The 26404-nt window shown below is 48.1% G+C and carries 28 protein-coding genes; 12 read left to right on the top strand and 16 right to left on the bottom strand.

Translation table 11 applies throughout. From position 1 onward, the window contains the following. The first annotated feature begins 150 nt into the window (after positions 1-150). Positions 151-684 carry a C40 family peptidase gene (locus tag IC230_RS07855; protein WP_191038417.1) on the top strand — a complete coding sequence of 178 codons (534 nt, stop codon included), beginning with the start codon at positions 151-153 and terminating at the stop codon, positions 682-684. 15 nt (positions 685-699) lie between these two features. Here the strand turns inward: IC230_RS07855 and argB are convergent, their stop codons facing one another. The 10 genes from argB to IC230_RS07805 form a co-directional block, all read right to left on the bottom strand. After that, entirely contained in the window at positions 700-1482 is a 783-nt protein-coding gene (gene argB, locus IC230_RS07850; protein WP_191038416.1) for an acetylglutamate kinase, read from the bottom strand. Positions 1483-1563: 81 nt separating this feature from the next. Further along, positions 1564-2523 (bottom strand): N-acetylornithine carbamoyltransferase, encoded by a 960-nt coding sequence (locus tag IC230_RS07845; RefSeq protein ID WP_191038415.1) that lies wholly within the window; start codon positions 2521-2523, stop codon positions 1564-1566. 80 nt (positions 2524-2603) lie between these two features. After that, the gene (locus IC230_RS07840) at positions 2604-3737 is read right to left on the bottom strand and encodes an aspartate aminotransferase family protein (protein WP_191038414.1); all 1134 of its coding nucleotides are present in this window, start codon (positions 3735-3737) and stop codon (positions 2604-2606) included. Between the two features lie 154 nt (positions 3738-3891). Beyond that, positions 3892-4614 carry an alpha/beta fold hydrolase gene (locus IC230_RS07835; protein WP_191038413.1) on the bottom strand — a complete coding sequence of 241 codons (723 nt, stop codon included), beginning with the start codon at positions 4612-4614 and terminating at the stop codon, positions 3892-3894. A gap of 8 nt (positions 4615-4622) precedes the next feature. After that, positions 4623-5237 (bottom strand): hypothetical protein, encoded by a 615-nt coding sequence (locus IC230_RS07830; RefSeq protein ID WP_191038412.1) that lies wholly within the window; start codon positions 5235-5237, stop codon positions 4623-4625. A gap of 245 nt (positions 5238-5482) precedes the next feature. After that, positions 5483-6082 carry a hypothetical protein gene (locus tag IC230_RS07825; protein ID WP_191038411.1) on the bottom strand — a complete coding sequence of 200 codons (600 nt, stop codon included), beginning with the start codon at positions 6080-6082 and terminating at the stop codon, positions 5483-5485. A 163-nt stretch (positions 6083-6245) separates the two neighbouring features. Beyond that, positions 6246-6851: a hypothetical protein gene (locus IC230_RS07820; protein WP_191038410.1), complete on the bottom strand. Its 606-nt coding sequence runs from the start codon at positions 6849-6851 to the stop codon at positions 6246-6248. A gap of 171 nt (positions 6852-7022) precedes the next feature. Next, complete coding sequence (locus IC230_RS07815; protein ID WP_223860419.1) at positions 7023-7631, bottom strand: hypothetical protein; 609 nt, start codon at positions 7629-7631, stop codon at positions 7023-7025. 240 nt (positions 7632-7871) lie between these two features. Continuing rightward, entirely contained in the window at positions 7872-9104 is a 1233-nt protein-coding gene (clpX, locus tag IC230_RS07810; RefSeq protein ID WP_191038409.1) for an ATP-dependent Clp protease ATP-binding subunit ClpX, read from the bottom strand. 249 nt (positions 9105-9353) lie between these two features. Further along, positions 9354-10046 (bottom strand): ClpP family protease, encoded by a 693-nt coding sequence (locus IC230_RS07805; RefSeq protein ID WP_223860417.1) that lies wholly within the window; start codon positions 10044-10046, stop codon positions 9354-9356. A 134-nt stretch (positions 10047-10180) separates the two neighbouring features. Here IC230_RS07805 and IC230_RS07800 point away from each other — a divergent pair, with 134 nt between their 5' ends. The 6 genes from IC230_RS07800 (at position 10181) to IC230_RS07775 (ending at position 13496) form a co-directional block, all read left to right on the top strand. Next, positions 10181-10606 carry a helix-turn-helix domain-containing protein gene (locus IC230_RS07800; RefSeq protein ID WP_191038408.1) on the top strand — a complete coding sequence of 142 codons (426 nt, stop codon included), beginning with the start codon at positions 10181-10183 and terminating at the stop codon, positions 10604-10606. Between the two features lie 102 nt (positions 10607-10708). After that, positions 10709-11809 (top strand): M42 family metallopeptidase, encoded by a 1101-nt coding sequence (locus IC230_RS07795; RefSeq protein ID WP_191038407.1) that lies wholly within the window; start codon positions 10709-10711, stop codon positions 11807-11809. A 74-nt stretch (positions 11810-11883) separates the two neighbouring features. Continuing rightward, entirely contained in the window at positions 11884-12093 is a 210-nt protein-coding gene (locus IC230_RS07790; protein ID WP_191038406.1) for a type II toxin-antitoxin system HicB family antitoxin, read from the top strand. Beyond that, a complete protein-coding gene (locus IC230_RS07785; RefSeq protein WP_191038405.1) occupies positions 12090-12332 on the top strand; it encodes a type II toxin-antitoxin system HicA family toxin in 243 nt (80 codons plus the stop codon). Before IC230_RS07790 ends, IC230_RS07785 begins: the two co-directional genes overlap by 4 nt. 268 nt (positions 12333-12600) lie before the next feature. After that, positions 12601-13182 (top strand): hypothetical protein, encoded by a 582-nt coding sequence (locus IC230_RS07780; protein WP_191038404.1) that lies wholly within the window; start codon positions 12601-12603, stop codon positions 13180-13182. 83 nt (positions 13183-13265) lie between these two features. Beyond that, positions 13266-13496, top strand: a complete 231-nt coding sequence (locus IC230_RS07775) for a hypothetical protein (protein WP_191038403.1) — start codon at positions 13266-13268, stop codon at positions 13494-13496. On the opposite strand, the gene IC230_RS07770 is transcribed toward IC230_RS07775, so the two are convergent. From IC230_RS07770 to IC230_RS07755, 4 genes are all read right to left on the bottom strand, one after another. Further along, positions 13493-14422, bottom strand: a complete 930-nt coding sequence (locus IC230_RS07770; protein WP_191038402.1) for a LysR substrate-binding domain-containing protein — start codon at positions 14420-14422, stop codon at positions 13493-13495. The two genes, IC230_RS07775 and IC230_RS07770, sit on opposite strands and share 4 nt — an antisense overlap. A 290-nt stretch (positions 14423-14712) precedes the next feature. Beyond that, positions 14713-15528: a hypothetical protein gene (locus tag IC230_RS07765; protein WP_191038401.1), complete on the bottom strand. Its 816-nt coding sequence runs from the start codon at positions 15526-15528 to the stop codon at positions 14713-14715. A 32-nt stretch (positions 15529-15560) separates the two neighbouring features. After that, a complete protein-coding gene (locus IC230_RS07760; protein ID WP_191038400.1) occupies positions 15561-18563 on the bottom strand; it encodes an outer membrane beta-barrel family protein in 3003 nt (1000 codons plus the stop codon). Between the two features lie 81 nt (positions 18564-18644). Next, on the bottom strand, positions 18645-19502 hold the full coding sequence (locus IC230_RS07755; protein WP_191038399.1) for a GLPGLI family protein: 858 nt from the start codon (positions 19500-19502) through the stop codon (positions 18645-18647). Between the two features lie 300 nt (positions 19503-19802). On the opposite strand from IC230_RS07755, the gene IC230_RS07750 reads away from it, so the two are divergent. The 5 genes from IC230_RS07750 (at position 19803) to IC230_RS07730 (ending at position 24602) form a co-directional block, all read left to right on the top strand. Then, positions 19803-20717 (top strand): cation diffusion facilitator family transporter, encoded by a 915-nt coding sequence (locus IC230_RS07750; RefSeq protein WP_191038398.1) that lies wholly within the window; start codon positions 19803-19805, stop codon positions 20715-20717. An 18-nt stretch (positions 20718-20735) separates the two neighbouring features. Continuing rightward, positions 20736-21485, top strand: a complete 750-nt coding sequence (locus tag IC230_RS07745) for a helical backbone metal receptor (RefSeq protein ID WP_191038397.1) — start codon at positions 20736-20738, stop codon at positions 21483-21485. Further along, complete coding sequence (locus tag IC230_RS07740) at positions 21482-22078, top strand: Uma2 family endonuclease (RefSeq protein ID WP_191038396.1); 597 nt, start codon at positions 21482-21484, stop codon at positions 22076-22078. The genes IC230_RS07745 and IC230_RS07740 overlap by 4 nt, the downstream gene beginning before the upstream one ends. Further along, positions 22079-23101 carry an AraC family transcriptional regulator gene (locus IC230_RS07735; RefSeq protein ID WP_191038395.1) on the top strand — a complete coding sequence of 341 codons (1023 nt, stop codon included), beginning with the start codon at positions 22079-22081 and terminating at the stop codon, positions 23099-23101. Positions 23102-23162: 61 nt separating this feature from the next. After that, entirely contained in the window at positions 23163-24602 is a 1440-nt protein-coding gene (locus IC230_RS07730) for an alpha-L-fucosidase (protein ID WP_191038394.1), read from the top strand. A 72-nt stretch (positions 24603-24674) separates the two neighbouring features. Here IC230_RS07730 and IC230_RS07725 read toward each other — a convergent pair whose 3' ends face one another. Together IC230_RS07725 and IC230_RS07720 are read right to left on the bottom strand one after the other, a co-directional pair. After that, positions 24675-25019, bottom strand: coding sequence for a DUF4260 domain-containing protein (locus IC230_RS07725; protein WP_191038393.1), 345 nt, complete (start codon positions 25017-25019; stop codon positions 24675-24677). A gap of 60 nt (positions 25020-25079) precedes the next feature. After that, complete coding sequence (locus IC230_RS07720; protein WP_191038392.1) at positions 25080-26129, bottom strand: NAD(P)H-binding protein; 1050 nt, start codon at positions 26127-26129, stop codon at positions 25080-25082. Positions 26130-26404: the final 275 nt, after the last annotated feature.

Genomic DNA, 26404 nt, shown 5'->3' with positions numbered 1-26404 from the left:
TTTTGCTTTAAGCTCTTTTATAGTCAGTGACTTAGAGCGATTGGCATAAAAAATTTCCTTTAACATTGTAGAAAATTTTCCTCATATAATAGGTAGTATTAGTAGTAAGCGGTACTTTTATAAACGTAACTTGGATTTGACCCTTACTTTATGCTACGAAAAATGCTCCTGACAGTTGTCTGTACTGTCTCGTTTGGCATCATTAAAGCGCAAAACGTACCCACCGTACTTGAGGTACCCACCGTAACGTCAAAAAAAGAAAAGTTTTACGAAAGCATCCCGATCGTAAAAGAAGTAATCAGCTTCGCCAAGGACCATCTATCGACCCGTTACCGCTCTGGCGGAACGTCTACCCATGGGTTCGATTGTTCTGGCTTCACTCGTTTCTGTTATAAACATTTCGGCGTCGCGCTGCCTCATTCCAGCGCGGCTCAGGGAAATGTTGGCGAGGCCGTTACCAAAGGCGAAGCCCAACCCGGCGATCTGATCCTGTTCAATGGGCATAGTGCAGGCGGCAACCGAATCGGGCACGTAGGGCTGATTACAGAAGTTATCGGCGATCAGATCAAATTCATCCATTCAGCCTGGAATGGCGGAGTTCGTTACGATTACCTGCATGCCAGTTATTACCAGCGTCGATTTGTTGGCGTTCGGCGCGTTGCCCATTTACTGGCCGAGAAGTAACGCGACCGGTCGGCGTTACTTTCTCAACGTGGTTCCAGCGCCTTGGCTGACGGCAGTACCCACCTCGTCAGCGTGACAGATTATGACTTTCGATACGCCACTTTCCAGCGCCTTGAAGGCATTGTCTAATTTGGGAATCATTCCTTTGTTGATGGTGCCAGCCATTTTATAGTCAGCGTACAAAGCGGGGGTCAACTCATTGATGACACTTGTATCGTCATTGGGATCTTTCAATACCCCTTTTTTCTCGAAGCAATACACCAGCGTTACGTCGTTGTGCCTGACCAGATCCACCGCAATTGCCGAGGCCATTGTATCAGCGTTGGTATTGAGCAAGTCTCCCTCTTTGCTATAGGTAATCGGCGCAAAAACGGGTGTTAAGTCCTGACGAAGGAAAAATTGAATCTGCCCGGAATCTACCTCTTCTATGTCCCCTACCATGCCATAGTCAATGTCCTTAACTGGCCGCTTCCTGGCCAAAACGGTGCCGCCGTCAGCACCTGTCAGGCCAATTGCATCAACATCCAGTGCCTGAAGTTTAGCAACGATCTGTTTGTTAACCAAGCCGCCATACACCATCGTCACTACGTCGAGCATGGGCTGGTCGGTAATACGTCGACCATCGACCATGGTGGTTTCAATACCCAATTTGGCAGCCACCTGCGTGGCCACTTTTCCGCCACCATGAATAAGAATTTTAGCGCCGGATATAGTCGAGAAAGCGGTCAGGAAACGTTTCAGAGCAGCCGGATCATCAATAACGTTCCCGCCTATTTTGATTACAGTGAGTGTTTGCATGAGTGAGGGAGTAAAGAGAGGAGGGAAGAAAGGGACGAGAGGGGTTTCCTTCTACCCTGTCTTCCCTCCTCCCTTTACTCCTTATATGGTTGATAGTATTTCTTTCAGTACCGCCTGTGCCGACCATTCCCGGTTAGCAGCCTGTTCGATAACGAGCGAGCTGGGACTGTCGAGTACTTCATCGGATACTTTCAAATTCCGTCGAACAGGCAGGCAATGCATGAATTTACCGTCGTTCGTTAAACGCAGATCATCCATCGTTACAGCCCAGGATGGGTCCTGCGTGAGTACCTGCCCATATTGTGTATAGGATGACCAGTTTTTGCCGTAGATAAAATCAGCCCCTTTGAAGGCTTCATTCTGATCGTAAATCACCGGTGTATTACCGACAAATTCAGGCGCAAGTTCGTAGCCTTTCGGATGCGTCACGACAAAATCAACGTCACCTGACAGGGCGCGGGCGTTCATCCACTCGCAAAACGAATTAGCAACCGCCTGGGGCAAGGGTTTGAAATGAGGTAACCAGGTCAGCACAACTTTGGGGCGTTTTACCGTCTTCGATTCCTCAATGGTGATACAGTCGGCCAGAGATTGCAGCGGATGGCGCGTAGCAGATTCCAGATTAACGATCGGCACTTTCGCATACGTAGCAAATTGATGCATCACCTGCTCCCGATAATCCTTGTCCCGATCCTGCAATTCGGCAAACGCCCGAATCCCGATTATGTCACAATATCGACCCATCACGGCAGCAGCTTCCCGGACGTGTTCGGCTTTGTCAGCATTCATTAGTACGCCCTCTTCCATTTCCAGACCCCAGCTGTCCTGCCCGACATTCATTGTCATGACGTTCATTCCCAGATTCTGAGCGGCTTTCTGCGTACTTAACCGCGTCCGCAAACTCGAATTAAAAAAGATCAGACCGATGGTTTTGTTTTTACCAAGTTGCTGGTCGGCAAACGGGTTGGCTTTGGCATCGCGACCAGACTGAATCAGTGCGTCAACATTCGTGACGTCGGCGAGGGAAAGAAAATTGGTCATTAGTAGTTAAACGCAGAGGCACAGAGAATTGAGTAACAACCCCAGCCAGGGCTAATTCGTTAAACACCCTGATGAGACCATTATGATAAAACACTTATTTCTTTACGTAATGCTTCCAGGAATTGATCGGCTTCGTCGATACCGACGGCCAGCGAAGGCAGCAGCCGGATAATCGTTTTACCCGCCACGCCCGTAAACTGCTTGTGTTCGAACAACAAGGTTTTACGTAGTGAATCGACCGGAAAGTCATACTCAATACCGATCATCAGGCCCCGGCCACGCAAGTCTTTGTAGCCACCAATCTGCCGAATACCATCCATGAAATAGGTACCCATACGTGCGGCATTTTCCATCAGCCCTTCCTCTTTCATGATGTCTAAAACCGCAATACCGGCCGTACAGGCCAGGTGATTTCCACCGAATGTAGTGCCCAGCAGGCCATAACTGGCTTTAAATTTGGGGGAGATCAGGATGCCGCCAATGGGAAAGCCATTACCCATACCCTTCGCCATCGAAATAATATCCGCTTCGATGCCACTGAACTGGTGCGAAAAAAACTTACCTGAACGTCCATACCCACACTGAACACCGTCCAGAATTAATATGGTACCCGTTTCGTCGCAGCGTTGACGAAGTGTCTGCAAAAACTCATCCGTCGCAACCTGAATACCACCTACTCCCTGAATACCTTCGACAATCACCGCACAGGTATCTGACGTAATACCTGCTCGTGCGGCTTCTGAATCGTTATAAGGCAGGAACGTAACATGCTGATTGTAATTAACGGGGGCAACAATCGCGGGGTTATCTGTAGCCGCCACAGCCCCGGCAGTACGTCCATGAAAGCTTTTTTTGAACGCAACGACTTTTGTCCGTCCATTGTGGAATGACGCGAGTTTCAGCGCGTTTTCATTCGCTTCAGCCCCCGAATTGCACAAAAAGAGGGCATAGTCAGGTTGATCGGAAAGAGCGCCTAGTTTATCGGCCAGTTCCTGCTGCTGCGGAATCCGGACGGAATTGGAATAGAACGAAATCTTATGCAGTTGATCGGTCAGCGCCTGTACGTAACGCGGATGCGTATGACCAACGGAAATCACGGCATGGCCACCGTAGAGATCGAGATAGCGGGTACCGTTAGTGTCCCAGAGATAGCTACCCTGCGCCCGAACGGGTTCAATGTCGTATAGCGGATAAACGTTAAATAATTCAGCCATTCTTTTAAACGATAAATCGGCGGGACCCATTTCAGCCCAGCCAATAGCTCCTCATAAAATAAGATGCAAGTTTACGGATAATCCCTTGAAAAAGGGGTTAAAACACAAAAAGGAAGCCTGGTCCAGCTTCCTTCTTCTTAGCAACCGGTCAGCCTTAAAGCTGGTTGATAAATGATTTCAACACGTTTACAGATGCTTCCGGTTGTTCAACCATGCCTAAATGCCCGGCTTGTTCAATTGGCGCTACGCTTATCATAGGGGATAAGTCAGCCAGTTTGGCCGTTTTTTCAAAAGGAATCACCTGATCATCCCGACCCAATATCAGCAGCACCGGGAATCTGGCATTACGCAATACATTTGTTCGGTCAGGGCGGTTAGCCATAGCGGTCATACCGGCAATGAGTGCATCGGCAGACAAACCCAGAAAACGATCGATCAATGCCCGCGTTTTTTCAGGTGGGTAGCTGGACGCTACCATCTTGGGCATTTGTTTCTGAATGAATGGAATTGTACCCTCGTTTTTCAGTCCTTCAATGGCCTGACGACGTATCTCCCGCCGACTTTCGTCATCGGCAGTAGCCGTTGAATGAAACAGGACTAGTCCCTTCACCATCTCCGGATGCTGGTCAGCGAAAGCCAGTGCGATGTACCCACCCATCGAATGCCCAACCAATACAACCTTTTCAACCTGTGCCGACTGCAACTGCGCATACAACTCTTCGGCATAAGCCTCAACGGTTATATGGCTGGTAAGCCGGGAGAAATCAGGTTTCAACACGGTAGCATATGATGCTAAATCGGCGTAGATGCCATCCCAAATGGAAGCATCTACGCCGTGTCCGTGAATAAGAATCAATACAGTCCTATTCGTTTGCATTCGTATGTCTAGGTATTAACCAAGCCCAAAATGACAAGTACGATACCAACAATGAAGCCAATCAGACCAATTACGCCCAGAACCGTACCACCGCCCAATATCCAAAGCAGCAAACCAACGAGACCAATGATAAGACCTAAACGCATATTAGAGCTCATCACCTTTGTCTCCTCAGGCGCTACGTGGTTTTTAATTTTCTTATCAAGTTTCTTCAACATCATTCGCTGCATCAACGTTGTTTTTTGGGTCGATGCGGCATTAGGCGTAAGGGTCGCTTTAGTGCTGGTAGTCGTCAGTAACTGATTAAGTCGTTCCATGCGCTTGGTCAGCTTTTTGTTGGAGGCCAGTTTGCTGTCGTTACGCACATACGCTTCTACCTGACTGATAGCCTGCTTTGCCTGGGCAACTTGTTCTGCTGGGGTGGCGACTAGGGCGGGGGCAGGCGTTTCTACGGGCGAGGCCTCAACAGGTTGAACTGGTGTAGCAACCGCAACTGCTTCTACGGGAGTCGACTTAAATTGTTCCCGAGCCTGGGGTTGGAAATAAGCAACCGGACGGCTGCAGGAAGAGATAATGGCGGTACCCAGCAGGGCGGCAAAAAGATGCTTAGAAAGCGTGCTCATAGATATGGCGTTTAATGTGAAGAAATGAGTTACCAACCTCATCAACTACAACTCTGTTCGTTTGTTAGCACTCTTCATAAAAAAAGTATCAAAATTGTCCAGGCGTTTTATCGGCAGGATCGCCTTTTGTTAGCCCTTCTGTACCAAAATCGGCGTAGACACTTTTGTACCAAGTGTCTACGCCGAGGAAGGATGCAATAGTAAAAATCTCTGTTGTGGCTGCGATACGTAATCTGCCTCGCGACTTAACGTATCAAGTCGACCAGAATCAGCGCCAAGCCAACGATCAGAGCAATGAGACCAAGTGGCGCAGCAGCATTAAGAATTAATAGGATCAGACCAATGATACCGATAATCAAACCAATTGTCAGCAGTGACTTGGCCATTGGCTTCTCAGGCGACAAATGATTTTTGATCTGTTTGTCAATCTTTTTGAGCATAAATCGCTGCATCAGGGTAGTTTTTTGAGCGCCTGCTGTTTTCGTAGCCGACATTGCCTGTGGATTCGCAGTCGTTAACAACTCACTTACCCGACTCATGCGCTTGGTCAGCTTTTTGTTGGAGGCCAGTTTGCTGTCGTTACGCACATACGCTTCTACCTGACTGATAGCCTGCTTTGCCTGGGCAACTTGTTCTGCTGGGGTGGCGACTAGGGCGGGGGCAGGCGTTGCTACTGGTGCGGCCTCAACAGGCTGAGCGGGTGTAGCAACCGCAACCGCTTCTACAGGAGTCGACTTGAATTGTTCCCGAGCCTGGGGCTGGAAGTAAGCAACCGGACGGCTGCAGGAAGAGATAATGGCGGTACCTAACAAGGCGACCCAAACGTGTTTGGAAAACGTTCTCATAGACATGAATTTTTGTGTGTAGGATTGAGATATCACCTCATCAACTACGACGCTACTTATTTGTTAAATTAATTGATTAAAAATTCGGTGTTTTCGATGTGGTCCTCGCCAGATGAATGCACTATCGACTTATAAAAGCTCCAAAGCCATTCATTATGCGGAGCTACAATAACCCTATCAGAAGAAGTACTAATCCCCCTAGAATCGACACAACGCCGATGGTTGCGCCGGTGCCCGTTGTCAGCAGTAAAAGGATAATACCGGCCAGCACCAGTATAGCGCCAATTGCCAGAATTCCTTTAATAGCCATAGCCTTCTCTGGACTTGCGGGAGCTAATTGTCTGCTGATTTTTTTGTCAATTTTCTTCAGCATCATCCGCTCCATTAGATTCATCTTCTTTGGCGCGTTGGTCATGCCAGGTGTCATTGCTGCCCTAGCCGAATTTGAGGCTAAATATGTCCGAATGCGATTGAGTCGTTTCTGAACGGTTTTGCTGGCGGCTAATTTGCTGTCATTACGTACCATCGCATCGACCTGCTCCAGGGCAATATCCGCCTGAACCAATTGTTGAGTTGACGTATTCACTGTCGATAGTACAGGAGACACGGGTGCAGAAGTCGCTACTGCGCCAATCGATGTTTCTGTAACGGGTGTTGCATTAAAATGCTCACGTGCACTGGGTTGAAAGTAAGCTGTCGGGCGGCTACACGAGGCAAAAAGAACGATTGCCGAAAAGAAGAAGAACAGACACTTGAGAAGTGTACGCATAAACATAAGATTTAACGTGAATGACAGAACTATCATCCCTTCAACTACAACTCCACCAATTTGTTGACATTACCTGTTTAAAATGTGGTGCAATAAGTATCGCTAAAACGACAAATCCCCGCGGGCACTGTTTTGCCCACGGGGATTTTTGAATAAGGGTCTATCAACTAATTAAAGTAACCCGATGAGCAAACATACCAGACCGGCTACAATCATAATCACACCAATCGTTACGCCTGTGCCTGTTGTTAAGAGCGTTACCAAAAGGCCACCCAATACCAGTACGGCACCGAGGGCCAGAACGCCTGTAATAGCCATTGCCTTGTCCGGGTTCGCAGGTGCCAGCTGTTTGCTAATCTTCTTGTTCATTTTTTTCACCACCAACCGTTCAACCAGATTCATTTTTCTCGGTCCATTGGTTGCATTAGGTGTAAGACTTGCCTTGGCAGATGTAGTTGACATCAATGTTCGGATACGATTGAGTCGTTTCTGAACGGTTTTGTTGGACGCCAGTTTGCTGTCGTTACGTACCATTGCATCGACCTGATCGAGAGCGACTTTTGCCTGAGAAAGCTGTTCGGCAGACGTAGCGCTAATAGCCGGGGCCGGTGTTTCCGTACTTACAGAAGTAGGCGCTTTCGTTACGTTTTGGCTTTTGGCAGACGTGGTCGTGAAATGTTCACGGGCGCTTGGTTGCAGATAAGCCACCGGGCGGCTACAGGCAGCGAACAAGGCGATCATGAACAGACTGGCAAGAATTGGCTGTGTAGTAAATTTCATACGAAGCGATTGGTTAAATTAGGTGGAACAAATAAGTTATCAATCGGTAAACCGACTAAGCACATATTTGTTAGGACCCCTGTACTAAATTTCGATCAAACAAAAGCCGCCAACTTTCTGATTGAAGTTGGCGGCTTTTGTTTGGGTAGTTAGATTCTATGAATTCGACAGTTCCTTTACGTCGGCAAATGCGTTCTGTTTGAGTTAGAGCTACTTAATAGTCCTTTTTTATCCACTCGCTTAGGCTACAGAACGAAGCATATGCGTACTGGATTTGCCAAATTTTTCGCGGGCGTATTCCAGACTAACGGTCAACTCCTTAACAGCTGTTTGGGAAGGCATCTCAAACATGGCATCCGTAATGATCGATTCGCATATGGAACGCAGGCCGCGAGCGCCGAGGCCGTATAACAATGCCTGATCGACAATGTAGTTCAGGGCACTAGGGTCCCAATGGAGCGTAATGCCCTCCATCTTAAACAGCTTGTCATATTGCTTGGTGATCGCGTTTTTCGGTTCCGTCAAAATTTGCATCAGGGCCGAACGATCAAGCGGTTCGAGGTGTGTTAGTACAGGCAAACGACCAATAAGTTCGGGAATCAATCCAAACGATTTCAGATCAAGCGCTGAGATATAGCGCATCAAATGCCCTCGTTCGAACGTATCGTTCAACCGCCGATCGCCCGAAAAACCGATCGGTCGGGTGTTGATCCGCTTGGTAATGTGCCGTTCGATACCATCAAAAGCTCCTCCGCAGATGAACAGAATATTTTCGGTATTCAACGCAATCAACCGCTGGTCAGGGTGTTTGCGACCGCCCTGCGGTGGTACGTTCACAACCGAGCCTTCAAGCAGTTTCAACAGTGCTTGTTGAACCCCTTCTCCGCTTACGTCGCGTGTAATGCTGGGATTATCGGATTTGCGGGCGATCTTATCGATCTCGTCGATATATACGATACCTCGTTCGGCCGTTTCAACATTGTAATCAGCGGCCTGTAACAGGCGCGTCAGAATAGTCTCGACATCTTCACCGACGTAACCGGCCTCCGTAATCACGGTCGCGTCAGCGATACAGAACGGTACTTCAAGGATCTTAGCAATCGACCGAGCGAGATACGTTTTTCCCGTACCCGTTTCGCCCACCATGATGATGTTCGATTTTTCAATCGTTACGTCGTCATCGGTTTTTGGCTGCATCAATCGCTTGTAGTGATTGTACACCGCTACTGTGATGGCTTTTTTGGCATCATCCTGCCCGATAACATACTGATCGAGGTGCCGTTTCATATCGACGGGCTTGATCAGATTAATTTTCACCTCACTAGGTTCGCTACGTTTGGGGCGCATTTCTTCCAGCACCACCTGATGGCCCTGCTCGATGCAGTAATTACAGATGTGCGCGTCGATGCCCGACAGGAGCAACATTACTTCGTTTTTGCGCCGTCCACAGAACGAGCAACTAATTTGTGGCATGAAGGTTTGCAGGGTAATAAGCTGGTTTCGCCGGACTCAGAAGAAGTAACTCCCCTACGTCCGGACTTGGTTCAACAGTAGGTTACGATGATTTTACCTTAAACTTCGTCAAAAAAAACGACTCAGGCGAACCTGAGCCGTTGGTATGTTACAAAATTATTAACTGGTAGAGAAAGTGTCAACAGGTACCACGGACTTTAGTCCGTTCTAGTATTTTAAAAGAACGGACCAAAGTCCGTGGTACCTGTCTTATTTTTCCCGACGTAGTACTTCGTCGATCAGGCCATATTCCTTGGCTTCTTCAGCGCGCATCCATTTGTCGCGATCCGAATCTTTTTCGATCTGCTTAACGGATTTACCGGAATGAAGCGCCAGGATTTCGTACAACTCTTCGCGTAGTTTAACGATCTCACGAGCTGTAATTTCAATATCAACCGATTGCCCCTGCGCACCACCCGATGGCTGGTGAATCATAACGCGGGCGTGTGGAAGCGCCGAACGCTTACCAGCAGCACCACCAGCCAGCAATACAGCGCCCATCGACGCAGCCAGGCTCGTACAAACTGTAGCTACATCCGGACGAACGTATTGCATGGTATCATAAATGCCTAGACCTGCATACACCGAACCGCCGGGGCTATTCAGGTACATCAGAATATCTTTCTTCGGATCAGCCGATTCCAGGAACAGCAGCTGCGCCACGATGATGTTAGCAATGTTGTCGTCGACAGGCAGACCCATAAAAATAATACGGTCGGCCATCAGACGCGAGAACACGTCGACTTCACGGAAATTCATCGGACGCTCTTCAATGACTGAACGGGTCATGTTCTCAACCGTATGCTGATTGTTAACGGTGTGTTTCACGTAACCGTCTACCGTCAGGCCATTGAGGCCCATGTGGTGTACGGCGAAATTGCGGAATTCTTTTTCGTAATTCATAATTAGGTTTACTCCTTTGATTTGAAAACCAATATCACTTGGCGTAAGTTCGAGAATCGTTTTGATACAAAAATGCGTTATCATACCGAAAAACCCTGTCAGTTTTGCTTTAGAATTTATCACACTTACTTGATATGAGCATTCTCACCAATCGTGGCCCGGCAGAAAAAATACGCCTACAGCGTCTCCAGCGCGGTTTATCACAGGAAAACATGGCCGATCTGCTCAATCTGTCGACGACAGCGTATGGCGACATCGAGCGCGGCAAAACTGACCTGACCCTGTCCCGACTAACCCAAATTGCTCAGGTTTTAGACGTAGCACTCCTGACGCTCCTTACCGATGAAGCCATTCCGGCGCAGGTCATTGACGAAAAACCCGAGGCTCTGACGATTCATGAACTCGAAACCCTGCGTTTAACCGTCGAGAAACAACAGGTTGAGGTAGATAAACTGCGTTTAGAAGCCGATTACTGGAAGCGCAAATACGACGAACGTATCGCCATGGAAGTCCTCCGGTCAATGGGCGTCGAGCAGAAGCGGGAGCGGATTGGGTTTTAACGATTTCATTTTATTTTGCGACTAGAACGCAGTCAGACGGAGTTCGGATAGGTATATTCTTTTCCGTATGGATTGCGTTCAAACTATAATTAGCCCTACAGAATGAACGAACAGAGTAAAGAATTCCTGTACAAATACCTCAACAATGCCTCTCCCACCGGCTTTGAGTCATCGGGTCAGCAGATTTGGTTAGATTATATCAAGCCCTATACCGACGAATACATTGTCGATACGTATGGAACCGCCGTTGGCGTGATCAGGTCGAACCGCACCGGCGGACCGGCGACTCCGGCCGGCAAAGAATACAAAGTGGTGATCGAAGCCCACTCCGACGAGATTTCCTGGTTCGTCAATTTCATTTCTGATGACGGATACCTGTTTGTCCGACGTAATGGCGGCTCCGATGCACTCATTGCGCCTTCCATGCGCGTGAATCTGCATACGAAAAAGGGTGTAGTGGAAGGCGTGTTCGGCTGGCCCGCTATCCACGTCCGCGACCTGGCTAAAGACGTAGCACCCAAAGTGACCGACCTGTTCATCGATGTAGGAGCAGCGACCAAGCAGGAAGTTCTGGATATGGGTATTCACGTGGGGACCGTCTGTACGTTTGTGGATGGGCTTCGGGAAATGAATAACCGGTACTACGTTGGACGGGCGCTGGACAACCGCATGGGTGGTTTCATGATCGCCGAAGTGGCCCGACTTCTGAAAGAAAATAACGTTACGTTACCTTTTACGCTCTACGTGGTCAATGCGGTTCAGGAAGAAATTGGCTTGCGCGGTGCCGAAATGATAGCCCGCCGACTAAAACCCGACCTCGCGATCTGTACCGACGTAACGCACGATACGCAATCGCCCAAGTATGACAAAAAAGAACAGGGCGACCTTAAATGTGGCGATGGACCAGTGCTTTGCTACGGACCCGCCGTGCAGAACAACGTACTGGAATACCTGATTGCCGTAGCTGAACAAAAGGAAATTGCGTTTCAGCGGCAGGCCGTCAGCCGCTCGACCGGAACCGACACCGACGCTTTTGCCTATGCTACGGAAGGTATTGCCTCAGCCTTGATCTCACTTCCGCTCAAGTACATGCACACAACGGTCGAAACCGTTCATATGGACGATGTACAGAACGTAATAAAACTCATGTACGAGACGCTGTTGTCGCTAAAAGGAACCGAAGATTTTCGGTATATAAAATAGGCAGAAGCAAGAAGGCAGTCAAATGAATTTTGGCTGCTTTTGTGTACTTTGTACCACTTTTACGAGTACCGTCCATGAAAGAACTATTTTTTTTGGTTGAGGAAGATCCGGAAGGCGGTTACACCGCTCAAGCGGTTGGCGAAAATATTTTTACACAGGGCGAAACCATAAGCGAACTGAAAAATATGATTCGTGACGCCATTGATTGCCATTACGATAGTCCATCGCAATGGCCACAACTAGTGCGCTTACATTTCGTCAAAGATGAAGTATTTGCCCTGTGAAAATTCCCCGCCATTTAACAGGTATTGAACTGGTAAAACTATTGAAGCCCTTAGGTTACGAAGTGGTTCGGCAAACAGGTAGTCATATCCGGATTCAAACGATTGAGAACGGTCAGCATTATGAAACCATCCCACGACACGATCCGATTAAAATAGGTACGTTAAACAACATTTTGAAAAACATTGCCGAGCATTTTGGGCTGACAAAAGACGAATTAGTCAAACAGCTATTTGGTTGAGTTAATTATAACAAGCTCACATAGAACGCTACTGTGCTTAAAAAGCAACAAAATGAGAGCCCCCACTTACGAAAAAGTGGGGGCTTTTTTTATGCTTTCTTCACTATATCTCCCATAAACTGATTAAGCGTACCGCTCAGTCAATTGTGTCGATTCAGCGTCTACACAATTAACCTGTATAGTACTTTTGACCCTTGATGGGAGGTGTCATTTTCGACTTGTACCCTATCTCTTCATATCCAAATTCCACCAATCAATTTATCTCTTTATGAAACTATCGTTTATGAAATCGCTGCTGATGGTCATGCTGTCGGCACTCGGCTGGGCCTGTATGGATCACACGGTCCCGTCAGTTCCTTCACTGGAAACCTCCTGGATCAACGGCTGGGATTCTCAAAAAGTGCTGGCCATACAAAAAGGCCAACGCCCCGACCCGTCGGTGTACCTGCAAACGTCTTACATTACGTATCAGCTGACGTTGTTCAAGAATGGCGCATCTTACTTAGTTACGAAAAAGGCACTGGACGATTACGGCCGGGATTTACTGGGTTACCCAGACAATACGCAGTTCGTGATGGCGAAGCAGGAAATGGACGCCATGCTGCAAAAGACGGTAAAGAACGTAGCGGCTATCGAAGCAGAGCTAGGCATTCCGGCGGGCAGTTGGCAGGGAAAACCACTAGCCCGAATCGATATTCCAAATCCAGAAGAATTACACGTTCGTATACCATCAGGAAATGAAATGGGCGCGAATAATCTCTGGTTACCCGGTGGCAAATTGCCGACAGGTTATTCAGAAGCCGTAGTTGACCGGATTCCAAAAGGAAAATATGTTGAGTCGGATTTATAATGAATTTGTTGTAGTACGGGTGGAACTCTGCGTTTCAGCTAATAATAGCGGGGGTCAATCCGTACTACATGTAATTGATCTTTATGAAAGAATTGGCCAAAGAAAGCTGGAATTATACACTGTCCGAAACGGAATCGGGCGAATTAATTTTCAGGGTCGTGAGTGGCTCCGTCGGCTTATATGACATTAAGGTTCGCTTGACAGCGGACGAAATCAGCCATTACAAAAAGCAGGGAAAATCTTATCTGGCCACGCTGGCCAATGATATACGGACTCATGAGTCTCGCTTTGCTTCCAGAAAAATTGCTGATTAAAGCTCAGGAGTATCCGTTGAACCTTGTTCATTTTTCGGTACACAGGCCAGAATCGACTCTTTTAATACGTTAATCAATCGAGTCTTAACCTGTTCGCGGTTGACAGCCAGACACACCTCACGGGTAGGCTCCGGATACTGGAAATTTCGTATGTATTTCCGACGGTCTTCCGGCAACTCGCGTACGGCCAGCTCGGGCAAAATGGTGATCCCGCCGTTCCGCTCGACCATCCGCATCAGGGTTTCGATGCTTCCAGACCGATAATTAAAACTGGCACCTGTTGTACTACTCCGGCTTAATTCGCAGAGCTTCTGAATTTGCGTACGAAAACAATGACCTTCCTCCAGCAGCCAAAGTTCACTGGGTTCTATATCGCTGGGCAAAATATATTGCTTATTATACAGCCCTGTTTTCTCCGATACGTATACATAAAATCGCTCACTATAAAGCGAAATCTCCTGTAACGCCGAGTCGTCCGATAGTGAGGCTACAATGCCAACATCCAGCTTTCCGGTCTTCACTTCAGTAACGATTCGTTCGGTGATCATTTCTGAAATATGGAGCCGGATATCTGGATACCGATGGATAAACGACTGCACGAAGCGCGGCAGTAGGTACGGAGCGATTGTTGGTATGACACCAATGTTCAATTCACCCGATAAATCTCCGTTGTAATGTTTCGCCATTTCGCCCAGCCGACCCGTTTCCCGAAGAATGACTTTACTTTGGTCAATGATCTGCCGACCGATGGCTGTCGGAATGATGGGCTGCTTAGTACGATCAAAAATCTTTACGTTCAGTTCATCTTCCAGTTTTCGAATCATCATCGACAGCGTGGGCTGCGTTACGTTGCAATGCTCAGCTGCCTGTACAAAATGCCGGAAATTGTCTACAGCTATGATATACTCCAATTGCTGAATATTCATTAGATGATCGTATAAAATGTCAATAGAACCTTAATCTATTGCAAGATATATCAATAATACCTATTGGATTATAAAAACTATAAATTTGAGTGATAATACTAACTCTTCTATTATTGCGTGGGTAATTCGTTCTGAATTGACAGTACGTCATACTGAACCCATTGTTCTTTATGTCGGAACTTAATAAGGAAAGCAACGACGAGAATGGTCGAAAGCAGCATGACGCACGCTCTTTACTATTATAACTACACTTGATTGCGGAAAGGCCACATGATTTCGTGTGGCCTTTTTTAATACGTCTCGTAGGTATACGTCGTTACATCATCAATGTAATTTCCTTTTTTCACGCGCTTAACCAACAGACCACGCTCGTCATGAAAATGTGTCGTGCTGGTGTTAATCAGGTTGTTTTTATTGAAAGAGGTAATGCCGGGATAAAGCGCAAAAAAGTTTGTGTAAACGCCTGGCGCATTGTCGAACTGAACGTCATACTCAAAGAAAGTTGGTTCAGAAGAGCGCGCATTGGTTATGGTTAATTTCACATGAACCGCGTTACCATTCAGGAAGTTGTACACATACACGTTACGTTCCGATAAAGGCGCAACTCCCGAAATAATCAACGCGGCAGGCAGATTGTCAGGCCCATATTCATACTGAAACGTTTGCGTTAGCCGAAAGCTTTGAAAATTAGCCAGCGCTTTCAATTCACTGACAATGGCAATGCGACCCTGTGTATCATAGACAAACCGACGTCGGCTTCCATAAACGAGTTCTCCGCCATCCAGTTCGGGTTTCGTAAGTTTTCGGTCGGTGTAGTCGAGATAAGTCGGCGGGGTAGCGTCATAATGCACAATGTGTTGCGCCGTTGGAACTGCCTTTGCGAACGTATCGGCCACGACCGGATACTCGGTTACGGTACTGAGTCGATTCTGATTGTCGTATTGATACGTTGTTGTCAGGTTACCATCGAAAGCGGTCTGCACAGCTTTGACAACCCGATAGTGAGCCGAGGGCGTAGGGTCGTCTTTTTCCTGGCGACAGCTTACATGCACCAGAATCAGCAGGCAGATGAACAACCAACGATATAGGATGAGGCAGTTTCTCATCAGTCAAGAACAACAAAACGAATCCGATCTACTCAATTGAATCTACCCCGTCCGCTTCCCTGTCCCCGGCCTTCACCCCGATTGCGCTGTTCAAATGGATCTCGGGGAGTTGTAACGCCTGCCCCAAATCGGCGCAGGTTATACACGAAACTGACCATGAAATAGCGGTTCAGGACTCGGCTTTGGACTTCCTCAGTATACGTATCGGTTACGTTCCGGACAATGCTCTGGTTCTGATTCAACAGGTCAAATGCCTGAAACCGGATTTCTGCCTGATTTTGTTTAAACAACTGGCGCGATAAGGTCGCATTCCAGAGAGTATACGACTGATTATAGCTTGCCGAACTTCCACCGTAATGATTGTAATAAACATTGGTCGAGAAGGTAAATCGGAGCGGTAGTTGGTAAAACATATCCAACGTAACGGACTGATTCAGAAAGCTCGTATTCTGATTTGGTTGCAACGAGTAACGCGCCGATTGCCAGTTGATATTCGCCGACAGATTCAGATCGAGTTTCTCCGTAAAATTTGAACTCAGACTGACTCCCTGCCCGATCAGCCAGTTTTTCGATTGGTTAGCCTGCTCATTGATAAAGCTTGTTCCGCGGTTATGCGTTAGGTTCGTTGAGAGGTTGAGGTTTGATTTCTGAGCGCCTAATTTTACGGGCTGTCCCCACACCATCGACCCATTGATCGTATAGTATCCGTCAGTATTAACTGGTCTCGTTGTCTGTGCGCCTGCCTGCGTAAATGCGGTCGAATTAACGATTTTGTTATCCGTTCGACTGGCATTCACAAAAACAAACAGATTGCGGAACGTAGCGGCATCGAACCGGTTGAAATTTACGGAAAGATTATGGCTGTATTCGGGTTGCAGGTCCTGGTTACCAAGCTGAACATTAAGTGGGTTTGTGTTGTTCGGAACCGGCTGTAATTGATTGACTGACGGTGCATTAACGCGTGTTCGGTAGTTGACCCGTAACCGCTGTCCTTTACCAAAATTATAGGTAAAGAGCGCGTTAGGCAATAGGTTGGTGAACGTCCGGTTCAGGTTGATATCGCGACTCAGATTATCTGAATTCAGACTTGCCTGTTGACCATCAACCCCCAGGGCGTAGGTGTATTTCAACCGCCGGGTTTGCCAGGTCAGGCCCGCCCGGTTCGTCATATAATCATTGATAAAGCGATTCGTCAGCGTCTGGTTCGGTGTATCGTATTGACTCGTCGCTTCATTAAAATCATTCACAAATCGGTTCGACGTATTATGATTGTTCGAGAGATTGTAATGAAACTCAAGCGTTTGCCGAAGTGAAAGCGGTTCGGTATAACTTATGCTTACGTTATTGGTCATCGAACGGGTCTGCTGGTCATTCCGCTGGTTGATTTTCTGCGTAAACAATCCTGTTGTATCGACTTGTCCTACGGCGCTGGTTCCCGAGCTGACCGTTGTCGATTGCGGCAGGTTAGCCCGGTTAAACTGATTAATGGAGTTATTAAAACCCACACTATTCTGATCATTCACCGCTACGTTGTAATTCACCGAAAAGGTCCGTCCTTTCTTCTGAAATTTACGCAGCAGCAGCAGCGAATTATTTCCGTTAAAACCACTGCCGGTCGAATTATAGTTTGTCTGGCTGGTGTTGGTCAAAACGCCCTCGCTGTTTGTCGTCTGCGACTGGCTGTAATTGTTATAATTTGAATTCAGCCATGACAGACTCGGAATCACCCGAATGGTGGTTAACGTATCGAGTCGGTAATCGAGCCGGAGATTGACGCGATGGTTAGTATTCGTATTATCCGATCCGTTTTTCTGATTCCGCACGAATGATGAATCGCTTCGGCTGGTGCCCGAACCTGACGTAGTACCTGATGGCAAAACGTTTTCCCGACGGCTACTCTGGTCGGTGAGGGTGTTGGTACTGCTGGCGTTATAACTGCTGACGACGTCAATCTTTTTCCCCCAGCCATCGCGGTAGTTGATCCCGGCCGCCCATGACTGCGTGATAGCACTACTACCAACCTGTCCGCTCCCGTTGCCGTTCCCACCGCCAGCACCGCCCCTTACTACGTTACCGCCACCACCGGCTCCTCCACCCTGCCCTTGACCGGCGCCACCGAAGTTACTGCCAAGGCCCAGATCCTGCGCCGTAAACCCCTGCTGATTAACGTTATTGGCCATGCCCAGCACCGAAATCTGTCGACCATTATTGAAGTGGCTCAAACTAACCCGTCCGGAGTAACGCGCGTCATCGCCGGGTTTTGGACCAACGCCAATCGTCTGCTGGCCAAACGTGCCTTTACGCTTGTCTTTTTTGGTTGTGATGTTGATGGTTTTCTCCCGGTCGCCGTCGTCTACGCCCGAAAATGCCGACTGTTCCGAGGCCTGATCGAAGAGCTGTACTTTATCGATAATGTCGGCAGGGAGGTTTCGGGTCGCCATTTTCGGATCATTACCAAAAAACGGTTTTCCATCCACCAATACTTTCGTAATCGACTGACCCTGCGCTTTTACGTTACCATCGCGGTCAACTTCAACTCCCGGCAGTTTTTTGAGTAAGTCCTCTACCTGAGCATTCGGGCGGGTTTTAAACGAGCCCGCATTAAATTCAAGCGTATCGCCTTTTACGGCAATGGGTGCTCGTTCGCCCTGTACCGAGACTTCCGTGAGCGTTTGCGATTGGGCGACCAAATCAATCGTCCCGGTATTGACGCTCGGGTCATCTTTCGTTACGGAAACTTGCTTAACGCGCCCACGGTAACCCACATACGTAACCAGCACCCGGTATTTTCCTTCCGAAACTTTAGGAAACACAAACTTACCGTCGCCATCCGTAATCCCGAATGTAACGAGCGATGAATCGCGGGCCAGCAGCAACGATACGGATGCTTCCATCAACGGTTTACGCGTCAGTGAATCCACTACGTTGCCCTGGATACTCTGCGCAAAAGCGCTGTTTATGAATAATGTACAATAAATTATAATGAAGGCTACGCCCTGTAAGGATCGTTTCAGTATAGTCCGGGAAGTATTCATGTTACATTATCCATTCTTGATATTTCAGGTTTTCTATTCCAAACCGTCGCGCAGCTGGGAACAGAAAACCTATCGATTCATTCAATTTCTGGGCATTGGCATATTCTGCATCATGCGCTGCCGCATATCAGCCATACCTTTCCGACGTATCTGATCCATTTCCTCCGACGTAACGGTTTTGGCATCTTTGGGTGGCTGCACACTCGCTTCGGCAATGGCTTCCATCGATACGTTCGTAGCTTTATACGATTCGGTATCCGATTCAATCAGCAGCACAACACCTTTGGGCGGGGTCAGGTCGGCAACGGGCGAGTATGTAATCGGAAGATCCGTTGTGTACCAGATTGTATAAGGCATTTTGCGGTGCGTAGCGGTAGCTTTGTGGCAAACGTACCCGGCAATCTTTTTGGTTTTGCTGTCCTCTTTCCAATCCGTTACGGCAGGTAGCGGCCGTTCAGTTCGATACGTCTGACTGGTCACAGAATCTTTCTTGACAGTCATTACGTCGATCCGCTGCCGATTTGCTAAATCAAGAAAGGTCGTTTGTTCAAACGGGGGCGTCATGCGCTGCCCGTTCCCTCCGCGCCAGGGCCGACTTCCATTGCCCCCTCCACCAGGACCATTCTGCCCCGCGGCTCCGCCATCGCCCATATTCCGTCGGAACATCATATTTTGCGGACGGTCGCGTTCTTCCTTCGCCATTGGACCTGCAAAAACAAGTTTCTGCGTAAAGTTCACGACTTCAGGCGCTCCTTCGGGCGCATCGGATGCATCACCCGGTCGAACTTCCTGTCCGTTAATTACCCTACGCATCTGCGAGAAATCAATCTGGCGCATGCCTTCATACGTAATTTTACCGGAAACCGGGGCCGACGTTTGCGCCTGTGCGTTTGCCGCCAACAGGCCAGGAATGAGAAGAGTTAAAATAGATCGTTTCATGGTAGCAATGAGCTATTTTGCGTATAAACGTTGCACATTTTTTTTTACTGTAAGCTTAAATTTTCTTAAAAGCGGTTAAATCGATGCTGAGTCGGTTTTTTTGGCAGGTGAGTGCCTGACTTAGTAATCTGCTACGTATCCTTTCTGCCGCAAGAGCATGTGTCGTTACGACAATACCATTTTAATTCCGGCTTATCGGATAAAATTACTCATAAGATAACTAACCTCTTCATAACCAGAGGATAATTACGTATAAAACAGACTTAGTGAACAGAGTATCTTTCGTATAGTTGAACGAATATGGCGTCTACAAAAACAGCAGTCTATACCGCTTTAGCCGCAAATCTGGCTATTGCCATCACCAAATTTATTGCAGCTGGCGTTACAGGAAGCTCAGCAATGGTTTCTGAAGGTATTCATTCTCTGGTCGATACGCTCAATGAGGTGTTATTGTTGCTGGGCATGAAACGAAGTCAGCGCCCGCCCGATGACAAAAGGCCGTTCGGCTACGGACGGGAATTATATTTCTGGTCGTTTATCGTCTCGGTACTGATCTTCGCCGTGGGTGGGGGCGTATCATTCTACGAGGGTGTCACGCATTTGCAGCACCCAAATCCGATCGAAAATCCGACCTGGAACTACATTGTCCTGGGCGTTGCCCTTATTCTGGATGGTACCTCACTAGTTACGGCACTTCGCGCGTTTAACGAACAGCGCGGTAGTCAGCCATTCTGGTCGGCTGTGAAGAGCAGCAAGAACCCCGCTACGTTTGTGGTTTTATTTGAAGATGCGTCTGACGTATTGGGACTCATTATTGCTTTTCTGGGGGTGTTTCTGGGACATGAGTTGAACAACCCGTATTTTGATGGAGCTGCATCTATTCTGATCGGTATTCTCTTAACGGCTGTTTCTGTTTTGCTGACTCGCGAGAGCCGTAGTTTATTAATGGGTGAAGCGGCTGACCCAACTATTGTTCAGAATATTATTACGACAACAGAGGCTAATCCCGGTGTTCTTCGATCAATACGGGCGATTACGTTTCAGATGGGGCCCGACGAAATTGTGGTGATTCAGCAAGTAGCGTTTCGATTCGATATAAGCAGTAAAGACACTGTCCAGGCAATGGCTCAGGTTCGGCAGGCTGTTCAGGAATCAGAACCCTCCGTTCGGCAAGTTTTCATCGAACCCGTCTTTCTCTCGACTAGCAATGGTTGATCATTTTAACGTTAATCAATGAATTCACTACGTATCGTTTCTGTAGTCCCTTCCCAAACCGAATTACTCTTTGACCTCGGCTTAGATGCTGAAATCGTTGGCCTGACAAAGTTTTGCATTCATCCAGCAGATAAAGTAAAGAACAAAGCCATCGTGGGCGGTACGAAAACGCTAGACCTTGCTAAAATTCATGCGCTACGGCCAACGCTCATTCTCGCTAACAAAGAAGAGAACACGCGGGATCAGATCGAAGAGCTACAACGCCAATACGACGTTCACGTAACGGATGTCAACACGCTGCCCGACGCGCTCAGCATGATCCGGAATGTGGGTGTGCTGGTTGGAAAAAATTGGGAAGCCGAAGTAATGGCTCAGCAGTTGGAAGCCTCCCTCTGCCCCCTGCCCTCTGCTCATCCCCTTTCCGTCGCTTACTTTATCTGGCGTAAACCGTACATGGTTGCGGGCAACGATACGTTCATTCATTCGATGCTAGAAATAGCCGGTTTTCGGAACGCGTTCGCTAAGCAAACACGCTATCCGGAAGTGACGCCCGCTGATGTACAAGCCGTCCAGCCTGATTTGATTTTCTTATCTTCTGAGCCGTATCCATTTTCGGAAAAACATGTTGCCGAGTTACGAGCTATTTGCCCATCGTCACAGATTCTACTGGTCGATGGCGAGCTATTTTCCTGGTATGGCAGCCGATTGTTGCATGCGTCGCACTATTTCAGGAACTTGCGTAACGAAATCGCCCGTCATCAACTATGATCACCGACATCTCGCAACTGGACCCGAACGGTACGTATTCCTATGCTGATTATCTGAAATGGCAGTTTGAGGAGAGCGTTGAACTAATCAAGGGAAAGTTATACAGGATGTCTCCCGGCGTGGATTCGCCTGCGCCAAAGCGGAAGCATCAGTTAGCTGTCAGTCATTTGCTTGTCGATATAAGCGTTTATTTTGGTGAGAAAGGCTGCGATGTATATACAGCTCCATTTGATGTGCGCTTACCCGTTCGTAACGAACGTAAACCCGATCAGTTGCATACGGTTGTTCAACCTGACATTTGCGTCATATGCGACTTAAGCAAACTGGACGATGCCGGTTGCCTGGGTGCTCCCGACTGGATCATTGAGATTACCTCACCCCGAACGGCAAAGCAGGATTTTAGTGAAAAATTCAATCTCTACCAGGAATCAGGCGTACGTGAATACTGGATTGTTCAGCCGAAAGAGCAGACAGTCAACGTCTATATTCTTGAAGAGGGTCAGTACGTTTTAGTTGACGTTTACGAATCGGGCGATATTCCGAGTTGTATTTTTCCTGATCTGCTTATTTCTCACGACCGCATTTTCCGTTAGATGGTAACCAAAGACGATACACTTTCCGTTGCTTCCATCAACCTGATTCTGTTTGTAGCCCGGCAACAGGGAGTCGATAGCGATGCGCTGGCTCGTTCTGTCGGTATCACGCCCGAGCAGCTTCGTGACCCTGATGGGCGCGTGTTTGTGAAACAGATTCAGGCTCTCTGGCGCGAAGTCGTAGCCGCTACCGGCGATCCAAATATTGCGCTGAAACTCGGCGAACTGGTCAATCCGGTGGCGATTGGTGTACTGGCCTACGTTATGATGCACAGCCCTACGCTTGGTCAGGCGTTCGACAAACTCTGTCAGTATCAGGATATTGTCTGTGAGGGTATTTGTACGACCGGGCAGCTGACCCCATCGGGTACTCAATTTGTGCTGTCACTACGTATCATTAGCTCCGACATTATTTACCCAGAACACACGCTTAACTCTGAATTGTCGATTTATCTATCGGCCATGCGCGCCTTAACGGGTCTTCACGTTACGGCCGATGCGATTCGGTTTGCTTACCCACGTCCGGTCGATATACGTGAGCACGAACGTGTATTTGCACCGGCTCAACTGACGTTCGACGCCGATGTAACGGAAATGGTGCTCGACGCAAAATTGATTGACTTACCCGTTCTGAACGCTAGCCCGGCACTGTCGATGCTGTTTGAAAAACATGCAACGGATATGCTGACCAGACTTAAAGCGCCGTCGTTGAGCAGCCGGGTTAAGTCGGAAATTGTTTCGCTGATGAAGGGCGAAGAACCCACGCTGTCCACCGTCGCTGATCGGCTGGCTATGGGCGTTCGAACGCTGCAATTGCATCTGAAGGAAGCCGGTACGTCGTATCAGCAGTTGTTGGATGAATCACGGAAAGAACTGGCCGTCAGCCACCTTCGCGAACCGAATTTGAGCACAACCGATATTGCTTATCTGCTGGGTTTTGCCGAACCGAGCGTTTTTTTCCGGTCATTCAAAAAGTGGACTGGCCAAACACCGGGCGCCTTTCGGTTAGCGCAGGTAGCCTGACCAAGTACTACGGGTTAAACCCGTGGTACCTTTACTGTCTCAATCATATATAACCTATTCAATGAAAAAAGAGCTTACCCATCTCCTTATCAGTCTACTACTTTCTACTCCAATAGTTGCCCAGCAACATTCGGAGCAGAAGCACGATAAATACGTCTGGCCAAAAGACGAGCAAGTCAAACAAAAACTTCAGAACTGGCAGGATATTAAGTTTGGCCTGCTGATGCACTGGGGTACGTATAGCGAATGGGGTATTGTGGAATCGTGGTCGCTTTGTCCGGAAGATGAAGGCTGGTGCGAACGCAGAGGCCCGTATGCAGCCAATTGGTACGAGTATAAAAAGGCGTACGAAAATCTCCAGACGACGTTCAATCCGGTGAAATTCAATCCGGAACGCTGGGCCGATGCCGCGAAGAAAGCCGGGATGAAGTACATGATTTTCACGACCAAGCATCATGATGGCTTCTGCATGTTCGATACCAAGCAGACCGATTACAAAATCACCGATAAAAAGACGCCATTCTCGTCCAATCCACGCAGCAACGTAACGAAAGAAATTCTGGGGGCTTTCCGGCAGCAGGGATTTATGGTCGGTACGTACTTCTCCAAACCCGACTGGCATACCGAACATTACTGGTGGCCCTATTTCCCACCCAAAGACCGGAACGTCAGCTACGATCCAAAGAAATACCCCGAACACTGGAAGAAATTCAGCGATTTCACCTACAACCAGATTCAGGAGTTGATGACAGATTACGGCAAGATTGATATCCTCTGGCTCGACGGCGGTTGGGTACGTCCCTTCAGCACCATCGACTCGACCATCAGCTGGCAGCGTACCATTCCCTATAATCAGGACATTGACATGGCGCGTATTGCGGCTTCGGCGCGTCAGAAACAGCCTGGCCTGCTCGTAGTTGACCGTACCGTAACGGGTGAGTTTGAGAACTACGTAACACCCGAGCAATCCATTCCTGATCATTACATGCCCATTCCCTGGGAAAGCTGTATGACGATGGGCAATAGCTGGTCATACGTTCCCAAGGAGAATTACAAATCTGCCCGAAAGTGGGTGCAGACGCTGGTCGATATCGTCGCTAAAAACGGGAACTTATTACTCAACGTTGCCCCCGGTCCTGATGGCGAGTGGCACGAAGAAGCGTATCAGCGACTGGCGGAAATTGGCAAATGGGTGACTGTCAATGGCGAATCGATCTATAATACCAAACCGTTAGCCCCTTACCGCCAGGGCCAATGGGCCTTCACATCGAATGGTAAATCGGTTTACGCTTCGTATTTGCCTAAAGAGTCAGAACAACAAATTCCGGCCAGTTTATCGCTGCCAGCGCTCAATACGTCAGCTAAACCGAACGTAACGGTTTTGGGAACGTCGCAGGTTCTGAAAGCCACAAAGACGAGTGGTGGTCTGAACGTAACGATTCCCGAAAAGATCCGGCAGCAACTCGCCGGGCAACCGGTGTGGGTTCTTAAAATCAGTTGATTTATGACTGCTGATGGCGGATGTAGGTTTGATAAATATGAGCTTAGCAAATCATACGTCTGCCATCAGCAGTCATAAATTTTCCAGGCTGGTATGCTTGAAACTATCGAAGTATTTCAGGCCGTACCCCAGCGTACGGTCCATGCTCGAATGGGCGAAAAGAATAATACCCACTAACATCAGGTTCTGGTTACCCGTCATCAGACCCAACAGGCCAATCACGATGCCCAATCCTTTGTGATGAACGAGGTTGTACAGCACCGCTCCAACGGCCGGATTCACTACGTAACCAATCATACTCAGGTCGGGTAACAGGATCAGCGCAGGAAACCACCACCAGGCAAAATTCAGCCGGGAGAACAGGTAAATAGCTCCTAGAAATTGAATCAGTTCTTCGGTTTTCAATAGCGTTTTCATCGAATGGTTATTTTTTAATCTCCCAACCGTTAGCTCGATCAGGAAACGATTTATAGATTCTTAAGCCAGTGCAATTTTGTTTACCGGAATCGTTGGTGTAAATGACTGTTTCAGTTGGTGCTCGGCAAACCAGGTCAGGGTTTCGGTCAGTGCCTGGTTCATGGGTGTCGGTTCGAAATCGGGAAATAAGGCTAACACGTTGCTGTCATCCAGCACAATTGTATTGTCATAGAGGTAGAGCATCTCTTTAACCTCACGAAGTACGGGCATGAATAGTCCCAAAACACTAATCACAAGGCGGCTATACACCTGAACTTTCAGCGGTTTTCCGGTCAGCGCTGTTATCTGTTCAAACCAGGCCCGCATCGATGCTACGGTTGTTCCTCCGTAATTCCAGACTTGATAGGCAGCTGAACTTGCTTCAGACTGAGTTCGTTCAGCCCATTCGCGTACCATTAGCCGAGCAATAATTTCGGCGGCATCTTTCGTGTAGACGCTCTGATGCGGAATATCGGCGTTTACAATCCACGGCAGTGCCTTTCCTGTCAGGGCATTTTCGAAAATAGGTTTTATTCCTTCATTTAGTACGTTTGGTCCCCAGAAATCGGGGAGCCGAACATTCACGACGCGGCATCGTCCGGTAGTAGCCGCGTTTTCCAGCATAGCCTCTATTTCGACGCGCAGCCGACCTTTTCGGGAGCATGGGTTTGGCCGACTATCTTCCCGAATCGGCTCTTTTGTATTTCCGAAATTGTAGACATTGCCGGGAAGCACAATGGTAGCTTGATTTTGCGCAGCCGCGTCAATTATTTTCTGCGTAGCGGTATCCATGTTGCCGAACCACTGATTGTAAGGATAATTGATCCCGTGGAAAATAAAATCCTTATCGGCTGAAATTCGACTAAGTAACGCGGAATCCTGTACATCGCCCTCTACGATGGTGAGCGTAGATTGTTCAGAAAACAAAGCTTCGGCTTTAGCTCGGTTACGAACGAGTATCGTGACGGGCAATCGGCGGGCGAGCAGGTTAGCGGTTACAGCGTAGCCGATACTACCGGTTGCGCCCAGGACAAGTATTTGAAACGGATTTTTATCGAAGGTCGTGTTCATGACGTTTGTGCCTTAAAAAGTACACGACAAAGGTCAGGCTTACCCGCCTGACCGGCGCTGACAAACTACGCAATTCAAGTGACCAATTACGAAAAAATAAGTTGAAGCGTTGAAGTAGGCAGGTGCTACGTACCATTTCCGATTCGTTCCTCGGTTATTTTCTCATCCACTGGTTCGGCCTCCTTCGGCATCTTTGGCAGGGTATTAAATCAGTCATAATAACAATAACATGACTGATCAACGACTTGCTGACGAGGGAAACCTGTTGCAAAACT

Source organism: Spirosoma validum, from assembly GCF_014699035.1.
In the GTDB taxonomy this organism is placed as follows: domain Bacteria; phylum Bacteroidota; class Bacteroidia; order Cytophagales; family Spirosomataceae; genus Spirosoma; species Spirosoma validum.
This window is presented reverse-complemented; position numbering and strand designations above follow the sequence as displayed.